Here is a 19,600-nt window from a genome sequence, read left to right on the forward strand (position 1 = left end):
GGTATAATCAGGCAACCGCACGGCCGGGGAGAACGGCAATCGTGCTGGCAGCGTCTGCAACATCCGGCTGGGAAGACCGGGATTTCGGATAAGCGGGACGAATTTCATTCGCCCAATCGGTAAATTCGGAGAAAGCCGAACTCCATGTGCGGTGAGCAGCGGAGGCGAGCGCACCTTCAGCGGTCCGCATCAGGGCTTCGCGATCCTGCGCAAGGATGGTCAGGATGCGGGTCATATCGGCCACGATCTGCGCATCATTGCCATTGCGTATGAGAATACCGTCGCGACCATGATTGATGAGTTCATCAACAGCACCCACCGCAGTTGCAACCGGCACACAGCCGAGCTGCTGCGCTTCGGCAATCATCAAAGGCGCGCCTTCCCATCGCGACGGCATCAAGAGAACATCAGCCCATGCAAGATGGTTCGCAATGTCCTTGCCGTCGAAAACTGGTGGCGAGACCTTCACACCCGCACCTTTGAGACGCGTCATCCAAGATGCACTTGGATCGTCGGAAAGGATTTCTCCACCGATGGCTTGCGCTTCAAACACAATGCCCTGCTCTTTCAGCTTGACGATAGCATCATGCAGCCTGTCGATACCCTTTTGGCGATCGAGACGCCCCATATAGAGCATTCGTATCGGCTCGCCTTTGCGGCCTTGCTTGCGCGCCGCAGTGACCTGTGTACGCAGTTTTGTATCGATTGAAAAACTGGCTCCGTTTGGCACGGAAAACACTTTTTCATACGGCACGCCAAAGCTGTGCAGATAGATTTTTAACTGATCCGAACAGGTCAGAAATGCATCATAGGCATGTTCGAAGGCAATCGCGGCATAGGGCTGCCCCGCCTGGCGGCGGAAGACCGTTTCATCCACCACATGCAGATAGCAGGCGGTGCGCGTGCCTTCAGAGCGAAGTTTACCCATCAAAGGATGCGCCGCCATGACGTGATTGTTCACGACAAGGTCGAATCCTGAAAGCTGGCCGCGCAGGATGCTCCAGTCAAGCGGATGATCGTCGGTGATAAAATCCTGCCCCAAGAAGCGATTTGTGTCCCCCCAAGCGGGAATGCCATCCTTCCAGAAATGCAAATAATCGAAGGACTGGTCGAATTCGTCCAGCACATCCATCCGCTCATTGCCGAGCACGAAGAGATGGGTTTCAAATCCTTGGTTTTTCAACTCACGCCCGGCGGCATAAGCAACCTTCTCCGCCCCGCCGAACGAGGCATTCGGCACCAGAACGGCGGCCGTTTTCTTCCTTGCTGCATTATGCGCAAGTGGCAGCACCGGCCCGCCACCAAGTTCATTGCGCAGCACCTGATACATTTCAGAAAGTGCGGGCAGGCGACGCGGACGCCATGTCCAGCGCATGGCGGCACTTTGCTTAAGCGGGCTCGTCGCAATCGACGTCACCAGATTGAGCATCGATTGTTCAGGCCGTGACAAGGCCCGGCGCTGACGCACACGCGGGAACGGGAAACGCACTTTCATCCGCGCTGATGTGGGCCACAATTGCTGCGTGCCCAGTGATGCAAACCAATCCAGCGCATCGTTTTCGATGATGTCCTTGATCAATTTCGTCGAGACGAAAATCAGATCAGCGTGCGGCTGGCGCGTGCCGGAAGGCATGATTTCGGTGTCAATGCGCCGCTCGTCTTCAACATTGGTGAGTTCCACAAAGACGATATTGGCCTGTTCAGAAAGCTTTTCGAGCCGCGACAGGATATTCGGTAGCAGTCGTGAACGCGCCAGAAGTTTCAGCGTCTCGGTATTGGACGAGGCGAGAAATGGAGGAAAGTGAAAATTGTCCGGTTCGGACACACTGCCCCAGAAGGCACGAATTGCGTCGTCGAACTTGAGATCTTTCGTGCCGAGGCTGAGGTCGGTGAAAAGGCTGACTGTCCCCTCGCCTGCGCGGATCACGCCATAGCGCGGACATTCTTCATGCTCGAACCCCACAAGCGTCGGGCGACGGAACAGCGCCTTGTGCCGTTTGCGCAGGAAATTGATCGAGCCGGAGCGGTCACGATTAGCTTCCTTGAAACGGCTCTCCGCGCGCAGGCGATACTCGAAGCCGGTATCGTGGCAAGGCGCGCCGACAAAGCCTGCCTCAATGGCGGACAGCCAGAACTCCCAGTCTTCAAAGCCATTTTGACGATCATCATCAAAACGGACACCGCTGCGGAAAACCTCCGCAGAAATCATTGATCCGGTATCACAGATATTATCAGTGATGCAGTGGATCAGGCGCGAATAGCTGTCGCCATAATGAGCGCGCCAGTTGACCGAAAAGGTATCGATATTGGTGTAGACCCAGCCCGCATTCGACGCCAAAAGCTTGCGATAGAGCGTATCGATGGTGTGGGGCTGTACCCGGTTGTCGGCATCAACGAAATAAACCGCTTTAACATCCGGCATCTCTTCGAGAATATAGTCGACAGCACGATTGCGCGCACCGCCGGGCCCTGCATTCTCGCCGAAGATGATGTGAATGTTTGGATGAGCCGCCGCATAAAGCGTCAGGCTATCAAACACTTCGCGGCGCGGATCACCATCGACGGACACCACGATCTGCGTGCGGAAAACCGTTTCTGACGCGAGAACGGTTTCCAGCGCTTCGAGAGCCAGCGCCGCATGACCATAGAGCGGCATGGCGACAACGATCAAATCTTTCGACCTATCGTACATTCGCGGCCTCTTTGGTTATTTCCTGACTGGGGCGCGCCTCGATGTGCTTGACCAGCCGGAAGTTGAACACTTTGAGCCAGGAAAAATCCACGGAACCTGCTGCGGCTTTGCTCAGGACGACGAGATCCATCGTGCGGTCGATCGGTTCCTCAAGCATGAAGTTGATGTCGATCGGACGATTGGGTGCAACTTCCGACCAGCCGCTGAACAACACCTGCTGGCGGCGGCGGTCGAGGCTGGAAATCGCATCGATTTCTTCCTTCACATCCGACGCCAGATTGACCAGCAGCAGTCCCACTGCGCAGGGCTGGCCTTCGGGATGATCAATCACAGCCCGCGCTGAAACTCGTACTGTGCCCGGCGCGACCACACGACGGATTGCAGCTGCGGTGACCCCCTCCTCAAGCGGATGGCAGCCGATGGCATCTTCATGTTCCAGAAACCGCACAGTCGGAAAGTCGGGCGTAATAGGTGTGACGGACACGTTGGCCACGTTACGCAGCAATTCAACGGGCAGACGGTAATCATCAACCTTGCGGCCATTGATCAGCGCAGTCGGTACAATGGCATTCGGCAGCGATGCCGGACGGACGCCCGGCAGGCCGGTGAATATCCGCAATGCCAGAGGGCGCATGTCAAGATCAGCATGTGGAATACGCGCACGCGCTGCATAACGCTCATTGGCGATCACATTGCCCAACGACAATTCTGGTGGAACCCCGCCCGAAGCTGAGATGCGCAGACGCAATGTGCGATGGCTGCCATCGCACGCCTTCGGAAGCGAGAAGAAGTTCCACTCCGAATGCAGCGCACCGTAAGGCACCAGCCACTCAGCAATCCCTTCACCGTTTTCAAGATAGTCCAGCGTGACGATCAGCTGGCCATTGCGATTAGCAGGCAACTCACGGAAATGCAGGGCAAAACCGGAAACGGCATAACTCGAAACCGGGAAAAGCTGCTCGATCTCCGATTCGCGCAGCAGACGTGCAAAACCTTCATCCTTTGGGTCTACCAGAGGGGCATGACTGAAGATTTCCGTTGAGGAATCCCAGTTGCGAGCGTGAAACGCGTCTTCAATCGCCCGGTAATTCTCAAACATTGTCTCACGCTCGCGACGCAGCATGGCGAGCTCGGTGTGAACCTTGCTGACGTGGCCGACAAGACGGTCCAGACTGCTCTCAAGCAGTTGGGTGACCAGCAGGGGAACGGTTTCAGCCGTCGCATCATCGATTCGCACAACGGGAAGTTCCGGAATGGTGCTCAGACGATAAACCTGTTGCAGAACCGTCTTCAGTTCGTCCTCGCCCTCTTGCGAAGCAGCAATTGCGATGAGCGGAAATGTATTCGCCAGCCGAAGACGTTTTCCATCCCCTTCAACAAAAGTGGTCAGCCCGCCCAGAGACGTCGCTTCCAGCGCTTCACGATCACGCATCGAAGCAATGGCATATCGGCGGGATCTCCGCGCCGAGATCGCAGGAAGTGGTGTGCTCAACATAATCATCCATTGTGTGATGGCCGACTTGGGAGTCTCGGCCTGCACTTGCAATGAGAAAATACAGTCAATGTATTGTCAACAGCATTATAGCATCAACTATATGATAATATTGCGAATATTTGGAACAAGTTTAATTCAAAATTTGAAACAATGTGCATATATATTGCGCCTACGTCGTAAACACGCAGAAATACGGCATTTTATATTTCATCATCACTGTTTGAACGCCCGATTGTCGCCACATACTGACTATCTCCCGTTCAATACTGCATCGATCAAGGTTTTTTGCTGCTGTAAACAATCCGACAGTTTGAACCGATTTTCGACTGTCCGGCGTGCGGCTGCACGCATCTGGAGGCATGCATCGGGGTCACGAAGGACATTCATGATCACTTCCGCCAACACATCCGAGTCAAAAAACGGCACGAGCAGCCCGTTTTGACCGGAGCGGATCACTTCCCGAACGGGCGGCGTGTCCGAACCGATGATAAGCGCGCCGCAGGCCATCGCTTCCACCACCGACCAAGACAGGACGAACGGATATGTCAGATAAATATGCGCGGTGGATATCTGGTAGAGCTTACGGAGTTGGGCGTGCGGAATTGTACCAGGAAATACGATGCGATCCGGCGGTAGATCCAAATTCTTGACCAGATGCTCGCGCCACGATCCGCCACCGGGCGGTGGCGTTCCATAGCTGACACCATCACCGCCGACAAACACGAAGATCGCATCATCGTTCTGCCGAACGACCTTGGCAGCGGCTTCGAGCGCTTGCGGAAATCCACGATAGGGTTCGAGATCGCGTGCGACGAATGTAATCACGCGCGATTCTCCTGCCTTCAGCGTGCGTCCATCGGGTAGCTGAATCGTGGCGTGACGGTCTGGATAGAAGAGTTTTGTATCCACCCCTTCGTGCACCACGGCGATGCGATTCTGCACGGAACGCGGGTAGAGGCTTTTCTGCCAGTGTGTCGGGCTAAACCCACCATCGATTCCCTCAAGGGTGACGAGCTGGGCCATGTTGCGCAAACGCAGACGCTTGCGAGTTTCGATGTCTGGTCGGTCGCCGGGCGCAAATCCTACATCCGCACCATTGGCGCGATAGAAGAACTCGCAATAACCAAGAGCTGGTGCTGACGGCAGCACGTCCTTGACGAACATCATGCTGCCCCAACCAATATGACCGATGACGATATCAGGTGCCTGGCCTTGATGAGCCATGGATTCCAGGGTTTCGGCCACACGGTACCCGATCCTCGTATGATGATCGGGTACTTCGAGATATCTGGCCATCGCACCGCCGGTGCGAGGACCAGATTCCACTCTGTGGCGGATGACGCGGACCGCTGGGAGGCGACGGTCCACTGTCTCGCAGATCAGGCTTACATCATGTCCGCTGGTAGCCAGACTTTCGGCTAAAGCAGCAAACTGGCCGAAACCGCGCCTGTGCACAAATGCTATACGCATGTTACGAAACGTGCTCGGCTAGTGGCCGAAAAGCGTCGCAACACATCAAATGCCAAATCGTGCGGCGTTACCCCACACGAGTTCCAGTCTGTGCAGAGTCTGATAGGCGATCTCGAGATTTCTGAGATCGTCATCATCGCGAGTGAGGATATGGTTGTAGGCCCGGCTTGCATTCCGCAAGCTTGCACACAGCCGCTCACCCTTGTCCGTCAGGCGGATACGGGCAGACCGTTTGTCCCTCTGCGAGGCGACACGATCAACATACCCACCATCGGTAAGCTGTTTAAGATAATAGGAAATGTTGGAACCGACGTAATGTCCGCGATCCAGTAATTCACCCACAGTGAGCTCGACATCGCCGATAGCCATCAGAACCAGGGTCTGGGCCGGACCGATATCTTCCACGCCCAACTTCGTCAGCTCGGTTTTCAGCAAGCTCACAAAGCGGCGGTTTACTCGTTCTATCATCCGGGCCAGTTCGAAATGCGTGATAACGACTGTATGGACCGGATGTCTGCGTTCCTGTTTTTCGGCGGTAACTTCAGGAAAATCAACGGCAGTAAAGCCATCGACTGATGTTTCGACTTCCACTCCCTCGTGTAGAAGTTTTTGCATCTTTTGCTCTCCATTTTCAATTTTACTTCAAATTTTGAAGAAATTTGCAGTTATATTTTCTTTGCTCCTTTCGCATTTCCCCGCCGTAAGAACCTTTTTTCTGTCACATTCTCTGCAGTATTACTTTACTGATCTTGAGAACTAGCACACAGTTTTTAGGGATATCCGCCACCTGTGACCATTCCAAGGCAGATAGCGTATGAATGATACTCGCGAATTCAAATCGATTGGCAAGAGCCCTGCGCACAAAAAGGGGCAGGACGATTCGGTAACTACGCCCAAAGGCCTGATTTTCAAGGCCCGCCGCGTTTTCCTGTCGGGACTACTTTATGCAGTGCTGCTGAGCGCCTGTATCAATTTGCTACAACTCACTGTACCTCTCTATATGTTGCAGGTTCATGATAGGGTGCTGAACAGCCGAAGCATGGACACGCTCACCATGCTGACTGTGCTCGCCATTGGTGCGATGCTGGTGTTCGGCGTGCTGGAATATATCCGCTCGCTTTCCTTCCAGGCCATGGGCAGCGCGCTCGTGCGCCGCCTGAACCTCGCGGTTCTGACAGCAGCGGTGCAGGCCTCTGTGAATCAGGGGATGCCGAAAGCGACGCAGACGTTGCGCGATCTCAACGAGTTGCGCAGTTTCCTTACATCCCCGGCCATCAATGCTCCGCTCGATGCGGCATGGTCGCCGATTTTCCTCGGCGTTCTGTTCCTGCTTCACCCGATGTTGGGCGTGATCGGTCTCGTCGCGGTCATCATTCTGGTGGCGTGTGGCCTGCTCACCGACCTTTTGACCCGAAATCTGATTCAGGAGGCGAATCAAGCCAACATTGAAGCGGTTTCCAAAATCGGCAGCAGCTTGCGCCACGCCGAAGTCATCGAAGCCATGGGCATGCTTCCGGCGCTCGCTCGTCGATGGCGAACGATGCAGGTTCAGGCGCTGGAAGTACTCGACCTCGGTGGAACACGCGCCCGTGCCCTATCCTCGATTGCCCGCACGGCACGTTTCATCATCCAGATTGGATCGCTCGGTATCGGCACGCTGCTTGCCATGCAGCAGGAAATCACCCCCGGTGCCATGATCGCGACCAGCATCATCATCGGCCGTTTGCTGATGCCGTTCGATCGAATCGTTGAAAACTGGCGCCAGTGGGTCAGCGCAATTGCCAGCTGGAAACGCGTTCAGTCATTGCTTTCGGAAAATCTGGCCGTTCGCCAGACCATGCCAACACCGCGACCCAACGGCGATCTCGTGATCGACAAGCTGATCTATGCAGCGCCGGGCGTCGACGTTCCAATCATCAAGGGAATCTCCTTCTCGATTTCGCCAGGTGAAGTGCTGGGCGTCGTCGGTCCTTCGGCTGCCGGTAAATCAACGCTGGCCCGACTGTTGATCGGTATCGTCAAACCCACGTCAGGCGGCGTTTTCCTCGACGGCAATAACGTTTATCTCTGGGAACGCGGTTCGTTCGGTGAGATTGCCGGCTATCTGCCGCAGTCAGTCTCGCTGCTCGACGGAACCATCAAGGACAACATCGCCCGCATGGGTGACAGCGACCCGCATCGCGTGCTGGAAGCCGCGCGCCTTGCCGATGTGCACGAGATGATCGGACGCATGCCGCTCGGCTATGACACGCCGGTCGGCGACGGTCGCCTCACCCTCTCTGGCGGTCAGCGTCAGAGAATCGGGCTCGCCCGCTGCCTCTACAACCGCCCCCGCCTGATCGTTCTCGACGAACCGAATTCGAATCTTGACGCCGTCGGCGAACGTGCCCTGATCCGGGCCGTCGAACATGCCCGCGACGATGGCGCCATTGTCATCATGATCGCACATCGGCCATCTATCATGCAGGTCGCCGACAAGCTGCTGGTGCTTGAAAACGGGCGGATTTCACAGTTCGGTCCGCGCACCGATGTCGTCGCATCACTGACACCTGCCAATAACGGCCCGCAAATGGGAGCAGCAAACGCATGATGGGTAAATCAGTCATTTCTCGTCGTGTTTCCAGCCTGCTCGCGCCGCGAGCAGAATCATCGGATCACAAAACCCTCACCCGTTTCGGCAGTGTCAAACCTGAATGGGCGCTTGATCTGGAACGAGAGGATTCGAGGTCACCGCTGCGCGGTCTCATCATTGCAGGACTCGCCACAATCGGTGTCGCTTTCGGTGGATTCTTCGCCTGGGCTTATTCCGCTAATCTGGGAAGTGCGGCAGTCGCAATGGGCACGGTGATTGTCGATTCCAAGCGCAAGACAATCAGCCATCTCGAAGGCGGCATTCTTGATCGTCTGCTCGTGCAGGAAGGCGACATAGTCAAGGTTGGCCAACCCCTGCTCCGGCTTGACGACACCAAGGCACGCTCTGATCTCCAGTCTCTGGAAAGCAGGCGCATCGGCCTGATCGCAAAACTGGCCCGCCTGCGCGCCGAGCAATCCGGCGAAAAAGAAATCAGTTTTCCGGAAGGTTTCGCCGATGGCGGTGAGAATGCACAGAACGCCATTCGCGCCGAGAATATCTTTTTCCAGAAAAGACTCGCGCAGAAACTGAGCAAGATCGACATCCAGCAGAAGACCATCGAGCAATATACTGAACAGGCCAAGGCCTCCACATCGCAGATAGCGGCAACCGACCGACAGATCGAGCTTATCAGCGAACAGCGCAAGGCGATTGCCAGCCTTGTTGAAAAAGGCTTTGCCCAGAAATCGAAACTCACGGAAATCGATACACGCCTCAGCCAGCTTGCGGGCGACCGCGGCGAATATGCCGGTGACAAGGCGAAAGCCGAACAGGCGAAAGCCGGTGCGGAGTTCGCCCTGACAGGGATCGAAAGCGATCTCCAGTCGGAGATCGCAGGAGAGATCACCTCCAGCCAGGTCGAACTTTCAGATGTGCAGGAACGTATCGTTGCCGCCAAGGACGTGATGCGTCGCGTGGAAGTTCGCTCGCCGCAGGATGGTATCGTCGCGAACATCCGGCTGCGCACACCGGGCGGCGTCATCGCGCCGGGCGAGGCGATCATGGATATCGTTCCTGAGAACGAACCTTTGGTCGTTGAAATGAAGATCAGCCCGCGTGATATCGACAGCATCTCGGTTGGCGCAGGCGCACAGATCCGGTTAACTGCCTACAATCAGCGCTCAATGGCGCCGCTAGACGGCAAACTGACCTATATTGCCGCCGATCAGTCCCTCGATGAAAAGACAGATACCGCATTTTTCGTCGCGCGAGCCGAAATTACTCCGGCGTCACTTGCCGCAAATCCGACTGCCCGACTTTATCCTGGCATGCCCGCCGAGATAATCATCGTGCACAAGGAGCGTCGCGCCATCGATTACTTGGTCTCACCTATCACAGATAGTTTGAACCGGGCATTCCGTGAAGATTAATGATCAGATAATTTCAAAGTAAAACTCGATCATAGGTTGAAATTCCGAAAAGAAGGGACGCCGCGCATGACATTTCATGCGCGGCGTCATCTCATTGAAATATTTCACTTTTCTTTTCATCACCCCGATATTTCAAATTTAGAACTATTTTCTCTGTAAATACAACTTAAATAGAAATTATAATGACTATAAATATCACTCATATTTTTGTTTACACAACTGTAATATAAATTAATCGTAATAATTTGTTACTTATAGTTGCCAAATTTATACCAATTACCAATGTTGCAATTCCAGTTAATGCAGAGCAGACTACTAAGAGCATAATGGTCGGAGCATTCCGGCTTGTGGAAACCCCATACAGGAACACAAGGAGAAGCAGATGGCCACTTTAGAAGGCGGCGCCTACGACGACGTGTTGTTCGGCTCCCGCTTTGACGATTTCATCCGCGCCCATGGCGGTGATGATCTCGTATTCGGAGGCGATGGTAACGACACTGTCTTCGGCGGTAACGGGAGTGACATCCTTTTCGGCGGCACGGGTAACGACACCCTGTTCGGCGAAAACGGGAACGACATTCTCTTCGGTAATGAAGGAAACGACGTCCTGAGCGGCGGCAATGGCAGCGACGTGCTGTATGGCGGCAATGGAGATGACATTCTCCAGGGCGGCAACGGCTCCGACCTGCTCTTTGGCGGCGCGCATAATGACATTCTCTACGGTGGGAATGGCAGCGATATCCTCGATGGCGGTGCCGGAAACGACGTTCTCATCGGCGGAAATGGCAGCGATACATTCCTGTTCAATGGTGGCGGCGGAAACGACGTCATTCTCGACTTCAATCCCGGCGAAGACATTCTGCAAATTCAGAAGGGTATCAATGGTCTTGATATCGCTTCCGCAGACGATCTTGCCGATCGTGTCACGCAGGTTGGTGGCAATGTCGTTGTCGATCTCGGCAATGGCGATTCCGTTACCCTCGTGAACACCAATGCAGACGATGTACAGGCTCATCCCGACCAGTACTTCACTGTTCACTGATTGAACAATTGAGAGCGTGCCCGGCAATCCTCCCGTCGGGCACGTTTCGTCTTCACCGGGCACGCATCTTCCCTAGTTTTGCGTGCCCGGAACTTCCTGCAAGCCGAACTTCCTGCAAGAATGAAAGGGCCTCACATTGAACCTCGATCATTCGGCGGACACTGAAAGCAAAACCGAGAACCTCTCTATTTGCCGTCTTTGCGCCGATGTCGCTGTGGTCATCTGGGATATCCCAGGCCCGGCTCGCACAACCACCAAATGTACATTTGAAATGGCGGCCCAGCCGGTTCCGCTGTTGAGCGTTGGCATTCCGCTCGAGAATGGCGGCCTACGCATGTTTTGGGCCATGCGCACGGGTAAAGAACCCGTCGAACTTTCGCTCTCCGCAGGCTCTCTCGGCCCTACGGCTCAGGCTATCGTGTATCCAGCTAACGAGCTTGCTCCCTTTGACGTTGAGTATGTCGTGAGCGACCTCACCTTACCCGGCCACATCAAGCTTCTGACCAATATTCTGACCACGTGGCGCAGCACTTTCCGGCTGTCGCGAAACCAGACTTTCGCATCCCTCGTGCGTGACCTGACTTTCGCATTGACGCCGGAACCGCGCGAGGCCCAGCATTGCGGCGAGCCGGTTCAGGGACATCACCTTCTTGAAACCGCGGTCGACCCGATGCTGGGCGAGATTTCGGCCATCTATGGCATCACACCCGGCAGCGTCACGGTTATTCCGCCACGATTTGTGGTGGGCAGGCAGGCTCGCAATGCCTGGCAGCCATGCCATTTTCTGCTGGAAGCAGCGCAAGACCTGCCGTCATCGCTGCTGCTGGTGTTCACCGGCCAGAAAGGCGTTGCCGTTCGCAAGCTTGCGGCAACGACCGGTGAACAAACAGATTTCGCCAAGTGGTGGACCAAATGGCAGGGCAATGGTGCTTTGCGGGAGTTTTTAGTTCGCCAGCTCGGCAAACTAAGCCCTTCCGGTGCTGCGGTCGCCATCGACCTGCAAACGCGCACTCCGCTCCCTGTTCGCCAGATAGCACAATCGGCCACCCATCCCGCAGCGGAAATCGATCTCGCATTGGCGCTCGATGGCGGACTGATTGTTGGCGGGTGGATGCATGACCCCGCCGCCATGCTTGCCGATATCGAATATCTTCCCGAAAACGGAAGCGCGCTGTCGCTGAAGCCGAACTTTCACAAGTTTCCAGCCAAAATTGCCAAGCGGGAAGATACGCCACAGCAGGATGTGACGGGCTTTGTCGCCTGGCTTCCTTCGGTGCAGAATCTTGGGCCGCTCTTGCAGCCACGATTCCAGATGCGTCTTGCGTCCGGTACCACCGCGCCCCTCGTCCCCGCACCGCAACCCTTCGAGCCATCGACGCAGCGTAATCGCATCTTGCGGTCCGTGCCGCCGCAGCAGGCAAGGCCTCACGTCTTCTCGCATATTCTGGGACCAGCTCTCACCGAAGTTGAGAAGAAGCTCGCCGCAACGGTGCGGATATCCGAAGTGAAGGATTACGGAACAACGCCCGCCTCCGCACTCGCATCCATCGTTATTCCACTCTACCGCAACCTGGATTTTCTGCGTTTCCAGTTCTCGTCGATGGCGACGGACCCTTGGCTGATGGAGAATGCAGAGTTCATTTTCGTGCTGGATTCTCCTGAAATTCAGGACGACACCGAGCATATGCTGGGCGGCTTGCACATTCTGCACGATATGCCATTCAAGCTCGCCATCATGAACCGCAATGGTGGTTATGCACGTGCCTGCAATGCAGGCGCCAGCATTGCGACCGGAGCGACTATCGTGATGCTGAATTCCGACGTCGTTCCTGCGGAACATGGCTGGCTGCAGCAGCTGATCCAGCCTCTGTTCGATCAGCCCAAGCTCGGAGCAATCGGTCCTCGCCTTCTTTTCGAGGATGGCTCGCTTCAACATGCGGGGCTTTATTTTGCCCGCGACCGTCAGGGGGTCTGGCTGAACCACCATTATTACAAGGGTATGCCGGGCAACTATCCGCCTGCGCTTCGTTCGAGGGAGGTGCCGGGGGTTACCGGTGCGTGCCTGATAACACGCAAGGATATCTTCGATCTCGTCGGCGGCTTTACGGAAGACTATGTGATCGGCGACTACGAGGACAGCGATCTCTGCCTGAAGATCAGGCAACTTGGCTTCCAGATATTCTATGAACCCGCCGTAGCACTTTACCATTTCGAGCGCCGTTCGATCCGCCGCAGCACGGATTACATGCGCGGCCTCGCCAGCCAATATAATTCCTGGCTCCACACACAGCGCTGGGATGATGACATTACCGAATTGATGGTCCCGCCACGGGAGCAGGAGGGCACTGCCGACCTGTCCAATGTGATTATGACCAAATCTGAAAGGAGCGCCGCTTGACGGACGTGGTAGCGCTGAAACAGCCAGAATTTGAAGCCAAACCAGCAATACCGGATGCGCAGATCGATTGGCTGATGCAGTCTGTTTTGAAGAACCGCTTTTTGCCCTCCCCCGACCCGAACAGCGTGTTCGTCGGCGACGGGGATTATCGTGCAGTCGGCGCCGAATTTCTCGGTCATTTCATTCGCAAGGGCGGGCTTCGACCCGATGCCCGTGTGCTCGATATCGGTTCGGGTATCGGTCGCATGGCAGTGCCGCTGACGCAATATCTCGATCCAGCAAAAGCGCGCTATTCCGGGATTGATCCCGTGGCAGGCGGCGTGAACTGGTGTCGCCAGAACATCACATCGCGTTATCCGAACTTCGAGTTCCGCCACATCGATATTGCCCACGACCTCTATAACCCAAAAGGGGCGGTCAGCGGGCTCAATCTCGTCCTGCCTTTCGCGGACAAGAGCTTCGACTTCATCATCATGACATCGGTGGTCACGCATCTGACGTCAGACGAGGTTAAGACCTATCTCGATCAGATTTCTCGCGTCCTCGTTCCCGGTGGAAAATTATTCATGACGGCCTTCGTCGTGGACGATGTGGCCGCGCGCGACCGCCTTGGCAAACGGGACAAACGACTTGCATTTGAACGCCATGGCAACGGACCGTGCTGGTTCGTACCGGAATTGCCGCCGCTTGCGGCGGTCGGGTTTGAAAACGGATTTCTGGATCGTGCGCTTGCCGGCACGAAACTGACGCTCGAAACAAAATCATTCGGCCACTGGCGCGGCATCGAAGCGGATCATTATCAGGATCTTTTCATCGCCTCGCGAGGTGCTGCCTGATGGCCCAGCGTGTGCTCATAGCAGCCCATAACCATCCATCTCTGCACCCCGGCGGAACTGAAATTTTCGCGCACGATCTTTTCCGCGCCTATCAGCGCGCCGGTTGCGAAGCCATGTTCATGGGTGCCACCAACAAGGTGCATCGTGAGGCCCGTCCCGGTACGAGCTTTCAGAGCATCGGTAATGGTGGCGATGAAATCCTGCTCTGGTCCGGTCATTTCGACCGTTTCTACATGAGCCAGATCGACCTTTACGGGATCGTTCCCGACATTGTCGAACTACTGCAGGATTTCCGGCCTGATGTCGTCCATCTGCACCATCTGCTTTTGCTCGGCGTCGAATTCCCGCATATCGTGCGCCGAACTTTACCGGACTGCCGTATCATACTGACTTTACACGACTATTACCCCATCTGTCACCATGATGGCCTGATGGTTCGTACCACTGGAAAGGAACTGTGTCATGGGGCCGGTCCTGACCGCTGCCATGCCTGTTTCAAGGACATCGCGCTTGATAAATTCGTACTGCGTGAACGGCATATCAAATCGCTCCTCAGCGCAGTCGATGCTTTCGTCTCACCGAGTGAGTTTCTGAAACAACGCTATGTCGAATGGGGACTTGCGGAAGAGCAGATCAGCGTCATTCCCAATGGCCAACCGGAGCGCCCCGCCGCCGAAACGCGGCAGGTCGAGCGCAACAAACCGGTCTTCGGCTATTTCGGCAATCTCAATCCGTGGAAGGGCGCGACGGTCCTGCTTGAAGCAGCACAGCAGCTTATTTCCGAGGGTTTCGATTTCGAATTGCGCGTGCACGGCGCAGCACCATTCCAAAGCGAAAGCTTTGTCAGCGAAATCGACCGGCTCTTTGCCGAGACATCGCCGTTTGTCCAGCGTCGGGGTGCTTATCGTCGTGAGGACATTGCCCAGCTGATCCAGTCCGTCGACTGCGCCATCATGCCGTCGATCTGGTGGGAAAATGCTCCGCTCGTCATTCAGGAAGCACAGGGGCAGAATCGTCCTGTCATATGCAGCAATATCGGCGGAATGGCCGAAATGATTGAGAATGAGGTCAATGGCCTCACCGTTCCGCCGAATGATCCGCTCGCGCTCGCACAGGCGATGCGTCGAATGGCGGAAAACCCGGACTTGCGCCAGTCTCTGAGCGAGAATGCGCGTCATCCGGACACCATCGACACGACCGCCGCACGCTACCTCGATCTGATCGGGACATTGCGTATCGCACGTGTCGAGGCAGCATAAGAGGTAAATCATGAACATCGCGACCAAAGTTCCATCCGAGGGGGAAACCAAACAGGCAGCGGCATCCAATGCCACTGCCGCGCCTCAAAGGACCGAAGCCATGAAAGGACGCGTTGACGCCATCGAGGAAGGCCGTCTCTATGGCTGGGCCTTCGATCCATCAGTTCCGACAGAACGGCTTCTGATCCGCGTTCTGCTGGACGACAAGCCTATTGCTGAAGCCCCCGCCGACAAGGATCGCCCTGATCTGAAGCGCAACGGTATCGGCGATGGCAAGCACGCTTTTGAGGTGATGCTGCCGCAGTTTGCCGCTGCTCGAGCTGGCGAACTCGTTGTCGTCGCCGCCAATGCGTCTGGCGCGGAGCAGAAGCTACGCGTACCGAAGCCTGACGAACAGGCGGCCGAAGCGCTTATCGCCGCGCCGATGACGCGCATTCTGGACAAGCTCGACATGCTGATGGCAGCGCAGCGCCAGTTGCAAGTCAACCAACGTTCGTTGCAGCGCGTCGCGCCTACCCTTGATGCATCCGGCAATGCCGCCCCGGCAGAACTGCTCGACATTGCAAGTTCCGTCGACGGTTTGCGAACCGATCTCCATCAGCGCATGACCGAACTTGACGTGCACATCATGCGCATGGACGGCGTTGTCGCAGGATTGGAACAGCGTCTGGATGACGTGCGCAAGCGCAGCGGCGGCGACCTCAAGTTCCTGTTCTTGCTGGCTGCCGTCTTGACGGGTTTTGTCGCAGGCGCATTGCTGACCCTCGCGGTCATGCCCTGAGGAAAAACCTTATGGCGCAAGACGAGAGACCTATCACGCAACAGTCGATTGCAAGACCAACTCGTTCACCGGATCGCCCTCCCATGATGATGGAGGGTGAAATGGTCGTCGGCAGCGCGATCGAAGACACGCTGGCATTGGTGCTCGGCATCGGCAGCGCAACAAACGATCAGGTAACAGCGTTCCTGAATGGCGACCCCGCCATGAGCGTGAAGACAAGCCTGATCACATGGCCGCTCAGGGAGCCTTCGCCCGTTGGAACACATGGTTTCGTCGCCATCGTGCCAACGGCTGCTTTGCGCCGTGGCACTCTCAAGACGATCATGTTCCAACACCGGGCAAAGGTCGCCCGCTACAATTTCGCATCGCGCTCCGCTTCTATTGCCGATTTTGTCGCCATGATCGGCGATCTAGCCGGACCGAGCTTGCCGGGCGTCATCGATGAACTGGTGGAAGGTCTGATTTCCGGCCCTATCAGCCGGAAGAAACTTTCGGCCATCACCGTTCTGCTGCAAGCGGGAGCCCGTTCTGACGGCTGCATCGAACTCATCGGCGGCAGCGATGAAGGCGAGATTTTCGTTCAGGGCTGGGCGCAGGATCTGACGCCCGCCGTAACCCGGCTGCTGATCAGCGGCAAGAACCCATCACTTGCGGAATGCGCAGTCAGCGTTTTCGCACGGCCAGATCTCAATGATGAAGCTTCCGGATTTGCAGGCCTTCTTCTTGCCAACGAACCGGTCGAACCGACTGATATCGAACGGCTTCTGTTTCGCGGGCGAAGGGGCTGGCGTTTTACCGAAGTCTACGACCGCAGGCTGCTGTCCGGCTCGCGTGAAACGCCGGGCCATATCCGGGCAATTCTGCCGCGGGTACGCAGCTCGACAGACATCCTGCTGCGCATGCGTTCCGCCGCAAATCGTTTCGATGGTGCCGACACGGTATCCAGCCTTCCCTTTCCTGTCCGGATGGGGATAGACAATGTCTTCCGGGTGGAAGGCAGCGGCATGCTGGTTTCGGGCTGGCTGCTCGATCCCGATAGCCACGTGGAAAGTGTGAAGCTGCGCCGTCATCGCGGTGAAATCCAGATCGATACCAGTTGGACCCGCATCGACCGGCCCGACGTCACCCACGAATTCGACAATCAGCCGCCATTCAATGCCGGGCTGGACCCCAGCCGTCACGCGCATGGTTTCGTTGCCTTCGCACCCGAGCTTGCAGGCGACAGCACGTCGCCATTCTATCTAGAACTTGCAATCAGCGACGGACGGCGCGCATTTTTTCCATTGACGCCAATCCGCGTCACCTCGCGTGACGCTATCGTACGGCAAATCCGCGCGACCGATCCAAATGCATGGGCGTTGCGCCATATTGTCGACCAGCAGCTCGTGCCGCTGCTGCGCGGCGTCAACCGCCCTGCGCCGGAAGTCTTTGGTGTAGTCGATCTCGGCCCCTTCGAAGATGCGATAGGGCCTGCGATCATCATCGGTATCGACGAGCGCGTCGAGGAAGTCGAACCTTTGCTGGCGCTTCTCGCGCTTGATCCCGAAACCCGCATCGCGCCAATCGTAATCGCAGCTGCAACCGAGATCATTGATCGCGTCGGCGTACAAATCAGGCGTCTTGCGGATTTCTACCGCCTTCGCATCAGGCTCGTTTCAGCTACGGGGTCGGAAGACCTCTACGATGCACTGGAAGTCGGCGCCCGCACGGTTTCGACAGATCAGGTCATATTTCTGGCGGGATCGCTGCTGCCGCGCCGCTCCGGATGGCTGAACAAGCTCATCAGCGCCTATGAAGCGCACAAGGACTGCGTTCTGTCTCCCACCCTTGCCTATGAGGATGATTCAATTCGCTGGGCGGGAACCTGGGTTGCAGGACCGCAATCCGGCATGTCGGCGGATCGCGCTCTGATCAGCCGCTACGCCGGTTATCCGATCGACGCCGTTTCAGGAATGTCCTTGACGGAAGTCGCAACGGCTACGTTCGAGTGCTGCATTCTTCCACGCGAAGCCCTGTTTTCAGTCGGCGGTTTCACGCGCGGTTATCTCGGCACCCATGAAAAGGGACTGGATCTCGGATTGAAACTCAAACAATCGGGCTTGCGCTCCTATTGGTTACCATCAGCGCAGATGCTGGGAGCAGACGATACATCCGTAACTGACAGGGCATCGACCATAGCGCTCATTGAGCGCATTGACCGGCAGGTCTTCGATGCACGGTGGTCCTCCATTCTCGCTGGCAGGCGTAACGTACAGGTGGAGGAATCCGCATGAGCGATAAACTCCGTGTTCTCGTCATCTCGCACGCTCACCCGTCGATCTCGCTCGGTGGTGGTGAAATCGCTTCCTACAATCTGCACAAGGGTTTGAACAGCATTCCCGATGTGCAGTCAGTCTATCTGGCCCGAGCCGCTCATCCGATCCCTCGGCATGGCACGACGGCTCTCATGAGCATGCGGCGCGCCAGCGACGAAATCCTGTTCCATGCCGACGAATACGATCACTTCTATCTGTCGAACAAGAACACCGATGAAATCCGTCGTGACCTGCTGCGCTTTGTCCGCGACTTCGATCCGGACATCGTGCATTTCCATCATGTTCTCGGCCTCGGGCTTGAAACGCTCTATGCCATCCGCGAGGCACTGCCGGATCGCATCATTCTGGTGACGTTTCATGAATTCCTGTCGATCTGCAACAATGATGGCCAGATGGTCAAAGCTGGCACCTCCAAGCTCTGCAACGAGGCATCCCCTATTGATTGCCACGGCTGTTTTCCGCAGATACCGCCAGCGCGTTTTCTCAAGCGCGAACGTTTCGTGCGCGGCATGCTGGAACTGGCCGACGGATTTGTGTCGCCGAGCGAGTTCCTTGCCAACCGCTATCTGGAATGGGGCCTCAACCCCGACAAGATGGCAGTCATCGAGAACGGTATCGCCATCCGCGATGTTACCCCTCCGCGTGAGCTAACCGGCCCGAACCCGCGTCGCAGCCGCTTTGCCTTTTTTGGTCAGATCAACCCGTTCAAGGGCATAGACGTTCTGGTCGATGCCGTATCGCGTGTGCCGGAACAGGTATGGGGCGAGGATTCCCGCCTGATGATCTTCGGCGGCAATCTGGAAAAGCAGCCGCCCGCTTTTCAGGAGCGCATGCAGAAATTGATTGAAGAGGCTGGTCCGCGCGTGCGTTTCTATGGTGCGTACCAGAATGCTGAAATGCCGCGCCTCATGCAGTCGGTCGACTGGGTGGTCATGCCCTCAATCTGGTGGGAAAATTCACCCATTGTCATTCAGGAGGCGCTGCACCATCGCCGTCCGGTCATCTGCTCGAATATTGGCGGCATGGCTGAGAAAATCCGCGATGGCGAAGACGGCCTGCATTTCCGTGTTCGCAGCGCCGAGGATCTGGCCGACCGTTTTACAGAAGTGCTCAGCGAGCCGAGCATATGGGATAGACTGCATCATTCCATCCGCAATCCGGTCCACTATGTCGATTGCGCAAAGGAACATCTGGACCTCTACAACCGGCTGCGTGGGTCAAAACCCCGCAGACAGAAACCGGCAGTTACGCAAACTGCTCTTTCTCAGGCAAGCTGAGCCTGGCTTGACCTTAGTGAAACAGAAGGAAGA

The 19,600-nt window shown here is 56.3% G+C and carries 13 protein-coding genes; 9 read left to right on the forward strand and 4 right to left on the reverse strand.

The window, feature by feature from the left end; translation table 11 throughout:
• Window positions 1-7: 7 nt before the first annotated feature.
• The 4 genes from KWJ32_RS03890 to KWJ32_RS03905 all read right to left on the reverse strand — a co-directional run bounded on the left by KWJ32_RS03890 (window position 8) and on the right by KWJ32_RS03905 (window position 6,272).
• Complete coding sequence (locus tag KWJ32_RS03890; RefSeq protein ID WP_151609540.1) at window positions 8-2,692, reverse strand: glycosyltransferase; 2,685 nt, start codon at window positions 2,690-2,692, stop codon at window positions 8-10.
• Window positions 2,682-4,187: a DUF6212 domain-containing protein gene (locus tag KWJ32_RS03895; protein ID WP_040128355.1), complete on the reverse strand. Its 1,506-nt coding sequence runs from the start codon at window positions 4,185-4,187 to the stop codon at window positions 2,682-2,684. Before KWJ32_RS03895 ends, KWJ32_RS03890 begins: the two co-directional genes overlap by 11 nt.
• 249 nt (window positions 4,188-4,436) lie before the next feature.
• Entirely contained in the window at window positions 4,437-5,657 is a 1,221-nt protein-coding gene (locus tag KWJ32_RS03900) for a glycosyltransferase family 4 protein (protein WP_012092861.1), read from the reverse strand.
• Window positions 5,658-5,702: 45 nt separating this feature from the next.
• A complete protein-coding gene (locus KWJ32_RS03905; RefSeq protein WP_010658636.1) occupies window positions 5,703-6,272 on the reverse strand; it encodes a MarR family transcriptional regulator in 570 nt (189 codons plus the stop codon).
• A 199-nt stretch (window positions 6,273-6,471) separates the two neighbouring features.
• On the opposite strand from KWJ32_RS03905, the gene KWJ32_RS03910 reads away from it, so the two are divergent.
• From KWJ32_RS03910 to KWJ32_RS03950, 9 genes are all read left to right on the forward strand, one after another.
• Window positions 6,472-8,247 (forward strand): type I secretion system permease/ATPase, encoded by a 1,776-nt coding sequence (locus KWJ32_RS03910; protein ID WP_012092860.1) that lies wholly within the window; start codon window positions 6,472-6,474, stop codon window positions 8,245-8,247.
• A complete protein-coding gene (locus KWJ32_RS03915) occupies window positions 8,244-9,659 on the forward strand; it encodes an HlyD family type I secretion periplasmic adaptor subunit (protein WP_010658634.1) in 1,416 nt (471 codons plus the stop codon). The genes KWJ32_RS03910 and KWJ32_RS03915 overlap by 4 nt, the downstream gene beginning before the upstream one ends.
• Before the next feature lie 382 nt (window positions 9,660-10,041).
• Entirely contained in the window at window positions 10,042-10,701 is a 660-nt protein-coding gene (locus KWJ32_RS03920; protein ID WP_010658633.1) for a calcium-binding protein, read from the forward strand.
• A 136-nt stretch (window positions 10,702-10,837) separates the two neighbouring features.
• Window positions 10,838-13,099, forward strand: a complete 2,262-nt coding sequence (locus tag KWJ32_RS03925; protein WP_012092858.1) for a glycosyltransferase family 2 protein — start codon at window positions 10,838-10,840, stop codon at window positions 13,097-13,099.
• Entirely contained in the window at window positions 13,096-13,935 is an 840-nt protein-coding gene (locus tag KWJ32_RS03930) for a class I SAM-dependent methyltransferase (RefSeq protein ID WP_012092857.1), read from the forward strand. Before KWJ32_RS03925 ends, KWJ32_RS03930 begins: the two co-directional genes overlap by 4 nt.
• Complete coding sequence (locus KWJ32_RS03935; RefSeq protein ID WP_012092856.1) at window positions 13,935-15,194, forward strand: glycosyltransferase family 4 protein; 1,260 nt, start codon at window positions 13,935-13,937, stop codon at window positions 15,192-15,194. The genes KWJ32_RS03930 and KWJ32_RS03935 overlap by 1 nt, the downstream gene beginning before the upstream one ends.
• A gap of 10 nt (window positions 15,195-15,204) precedes the next feature.
• A complete protein-coding gene (locus KWJ32_RS03940; RefSeq protein WP_012092855.1) occupies window positions 15,205-15,975 on the forward strand; it encodes a hypothetical protein in 771 nt (256 codons plus the stop codon).
• Between the two features lie 11 nt (window positions 15,976-15,986).
• Entirely contained in the window at window positions 15,987-18,248 is a 2,262-nt protein-coding gene (locus tag KWJ32_RS03945) for a hypothetical protein (protein WP_012092854.1), read from the forward strand.
• Window positions 18,245-19,567, forward strand: a complete 1,323-nt coding sequence (locus tag KWJ32_RS03950; protein WP_012092853.1) for a glycosyltransferase family 4 protein — start codon at window positions 18,245-18,247, stop codon at window positions 19,565-19,567. Before KWJ32_RS03945 ends, KWJ32_RS03950 begins: the two co-directional genes overlap by 4 nt.
• The last annotated feature ends 33 nt before the right edge of the window (window positions 19,568-19,600 follow it).

Origin of the sequence: Ochrobactrum sp. BTU2 (assembly GCF_024539785.1) — a bacterium.
Lineage (GTDB): Bacteria > Pseudomonadota > Alphaproteobacteria > Rhizobiales > Rhizobiaceae > Brucella > Brucella anthropi.

Excerpts from the sequence above, each read along its gene's own strand:
- KWJ32_RS03890 (WP_151609540.1), bottom strand. The coding sequence starts at position 2,692 with ATGTACGATAGGTCGAAAGATTTGATCGTTGTCGCCATGCCGCTCTAT.
- KWJ32_RS03895 (WP_040128355.1), bottom strand. The coding sequence starts at position 4,187 with ATGTTGAGCACACCACTTCCTGCGATCTCGGCGCGGAGATCCCGCCGA.
- KWJ32_RS03900 (WP_012092861.1), bottom strand. The coding sequence starts at position 5,657 with ATGCGTATAGCATTTGTGCACAGGCGCGGTTTCGGCCAGTTTGCTGCT.
- KWJ32_RS03905 (WP_010658636.1), bottom strand. The coding sequence starts at position 6,272 with ATGCAAAAACTTCTACACGAGGGAGTGGAAGTCGAAACATCAGTCGAT.
- KWJ32_RS03910 (WP_012092860.1), top strand. The coding sequence starts at position 6,472 with ATGAATGATACTCGCGAATTCAAATCGATTGGCAAGAGCCCTGCGCAC.
- KWJ32_RS03915 (WP_010658634.1), top strand. The coding sequence starts at position 8,244 with ATGATGGGTAAATCAGTCATTTCTCGTCGTGTTTCCAGCCTGCTCGCG.
- KWJ32_RS03920 (WP_010658633.1), top strand. The coding sequence starts at position 10,042 with ATGGCCACTTTAGAAGGCGGCGCCTACGACGACGTGTTGTTCGGCTCC.
- KWJ32_RS03935 (WP_012092856.1), top strand. The coding sequence starts at position 13,935 with ATGGCCCAGCGTGTGCTCATAGCAGCCCATAACCATCCATCTCTGCAC.
- KWJ32_RS03940 (WP_012092855.1), top strand. The coding sequence starts at position 15,205 with ATGAACATCGCGACCAAAGTTCCATCCGAGGGGGAAACCAAACAGGCA.
- KWJ32_RS03945 (WP_012092854.1), top strand. The coding sequence starts at position 15,987 with ATGGCGCAAGACGAGAGACCTATCACGCAACAGTCGATTGCAAGACCA.
- KWJ32_RS03950 (WP_012092853.1), top strand. The coding sequence starts at position 18,245 with ATGAGCGATAAACTCCGTGTTCTCGTCATCTCGCACGCTCACCCGTCG.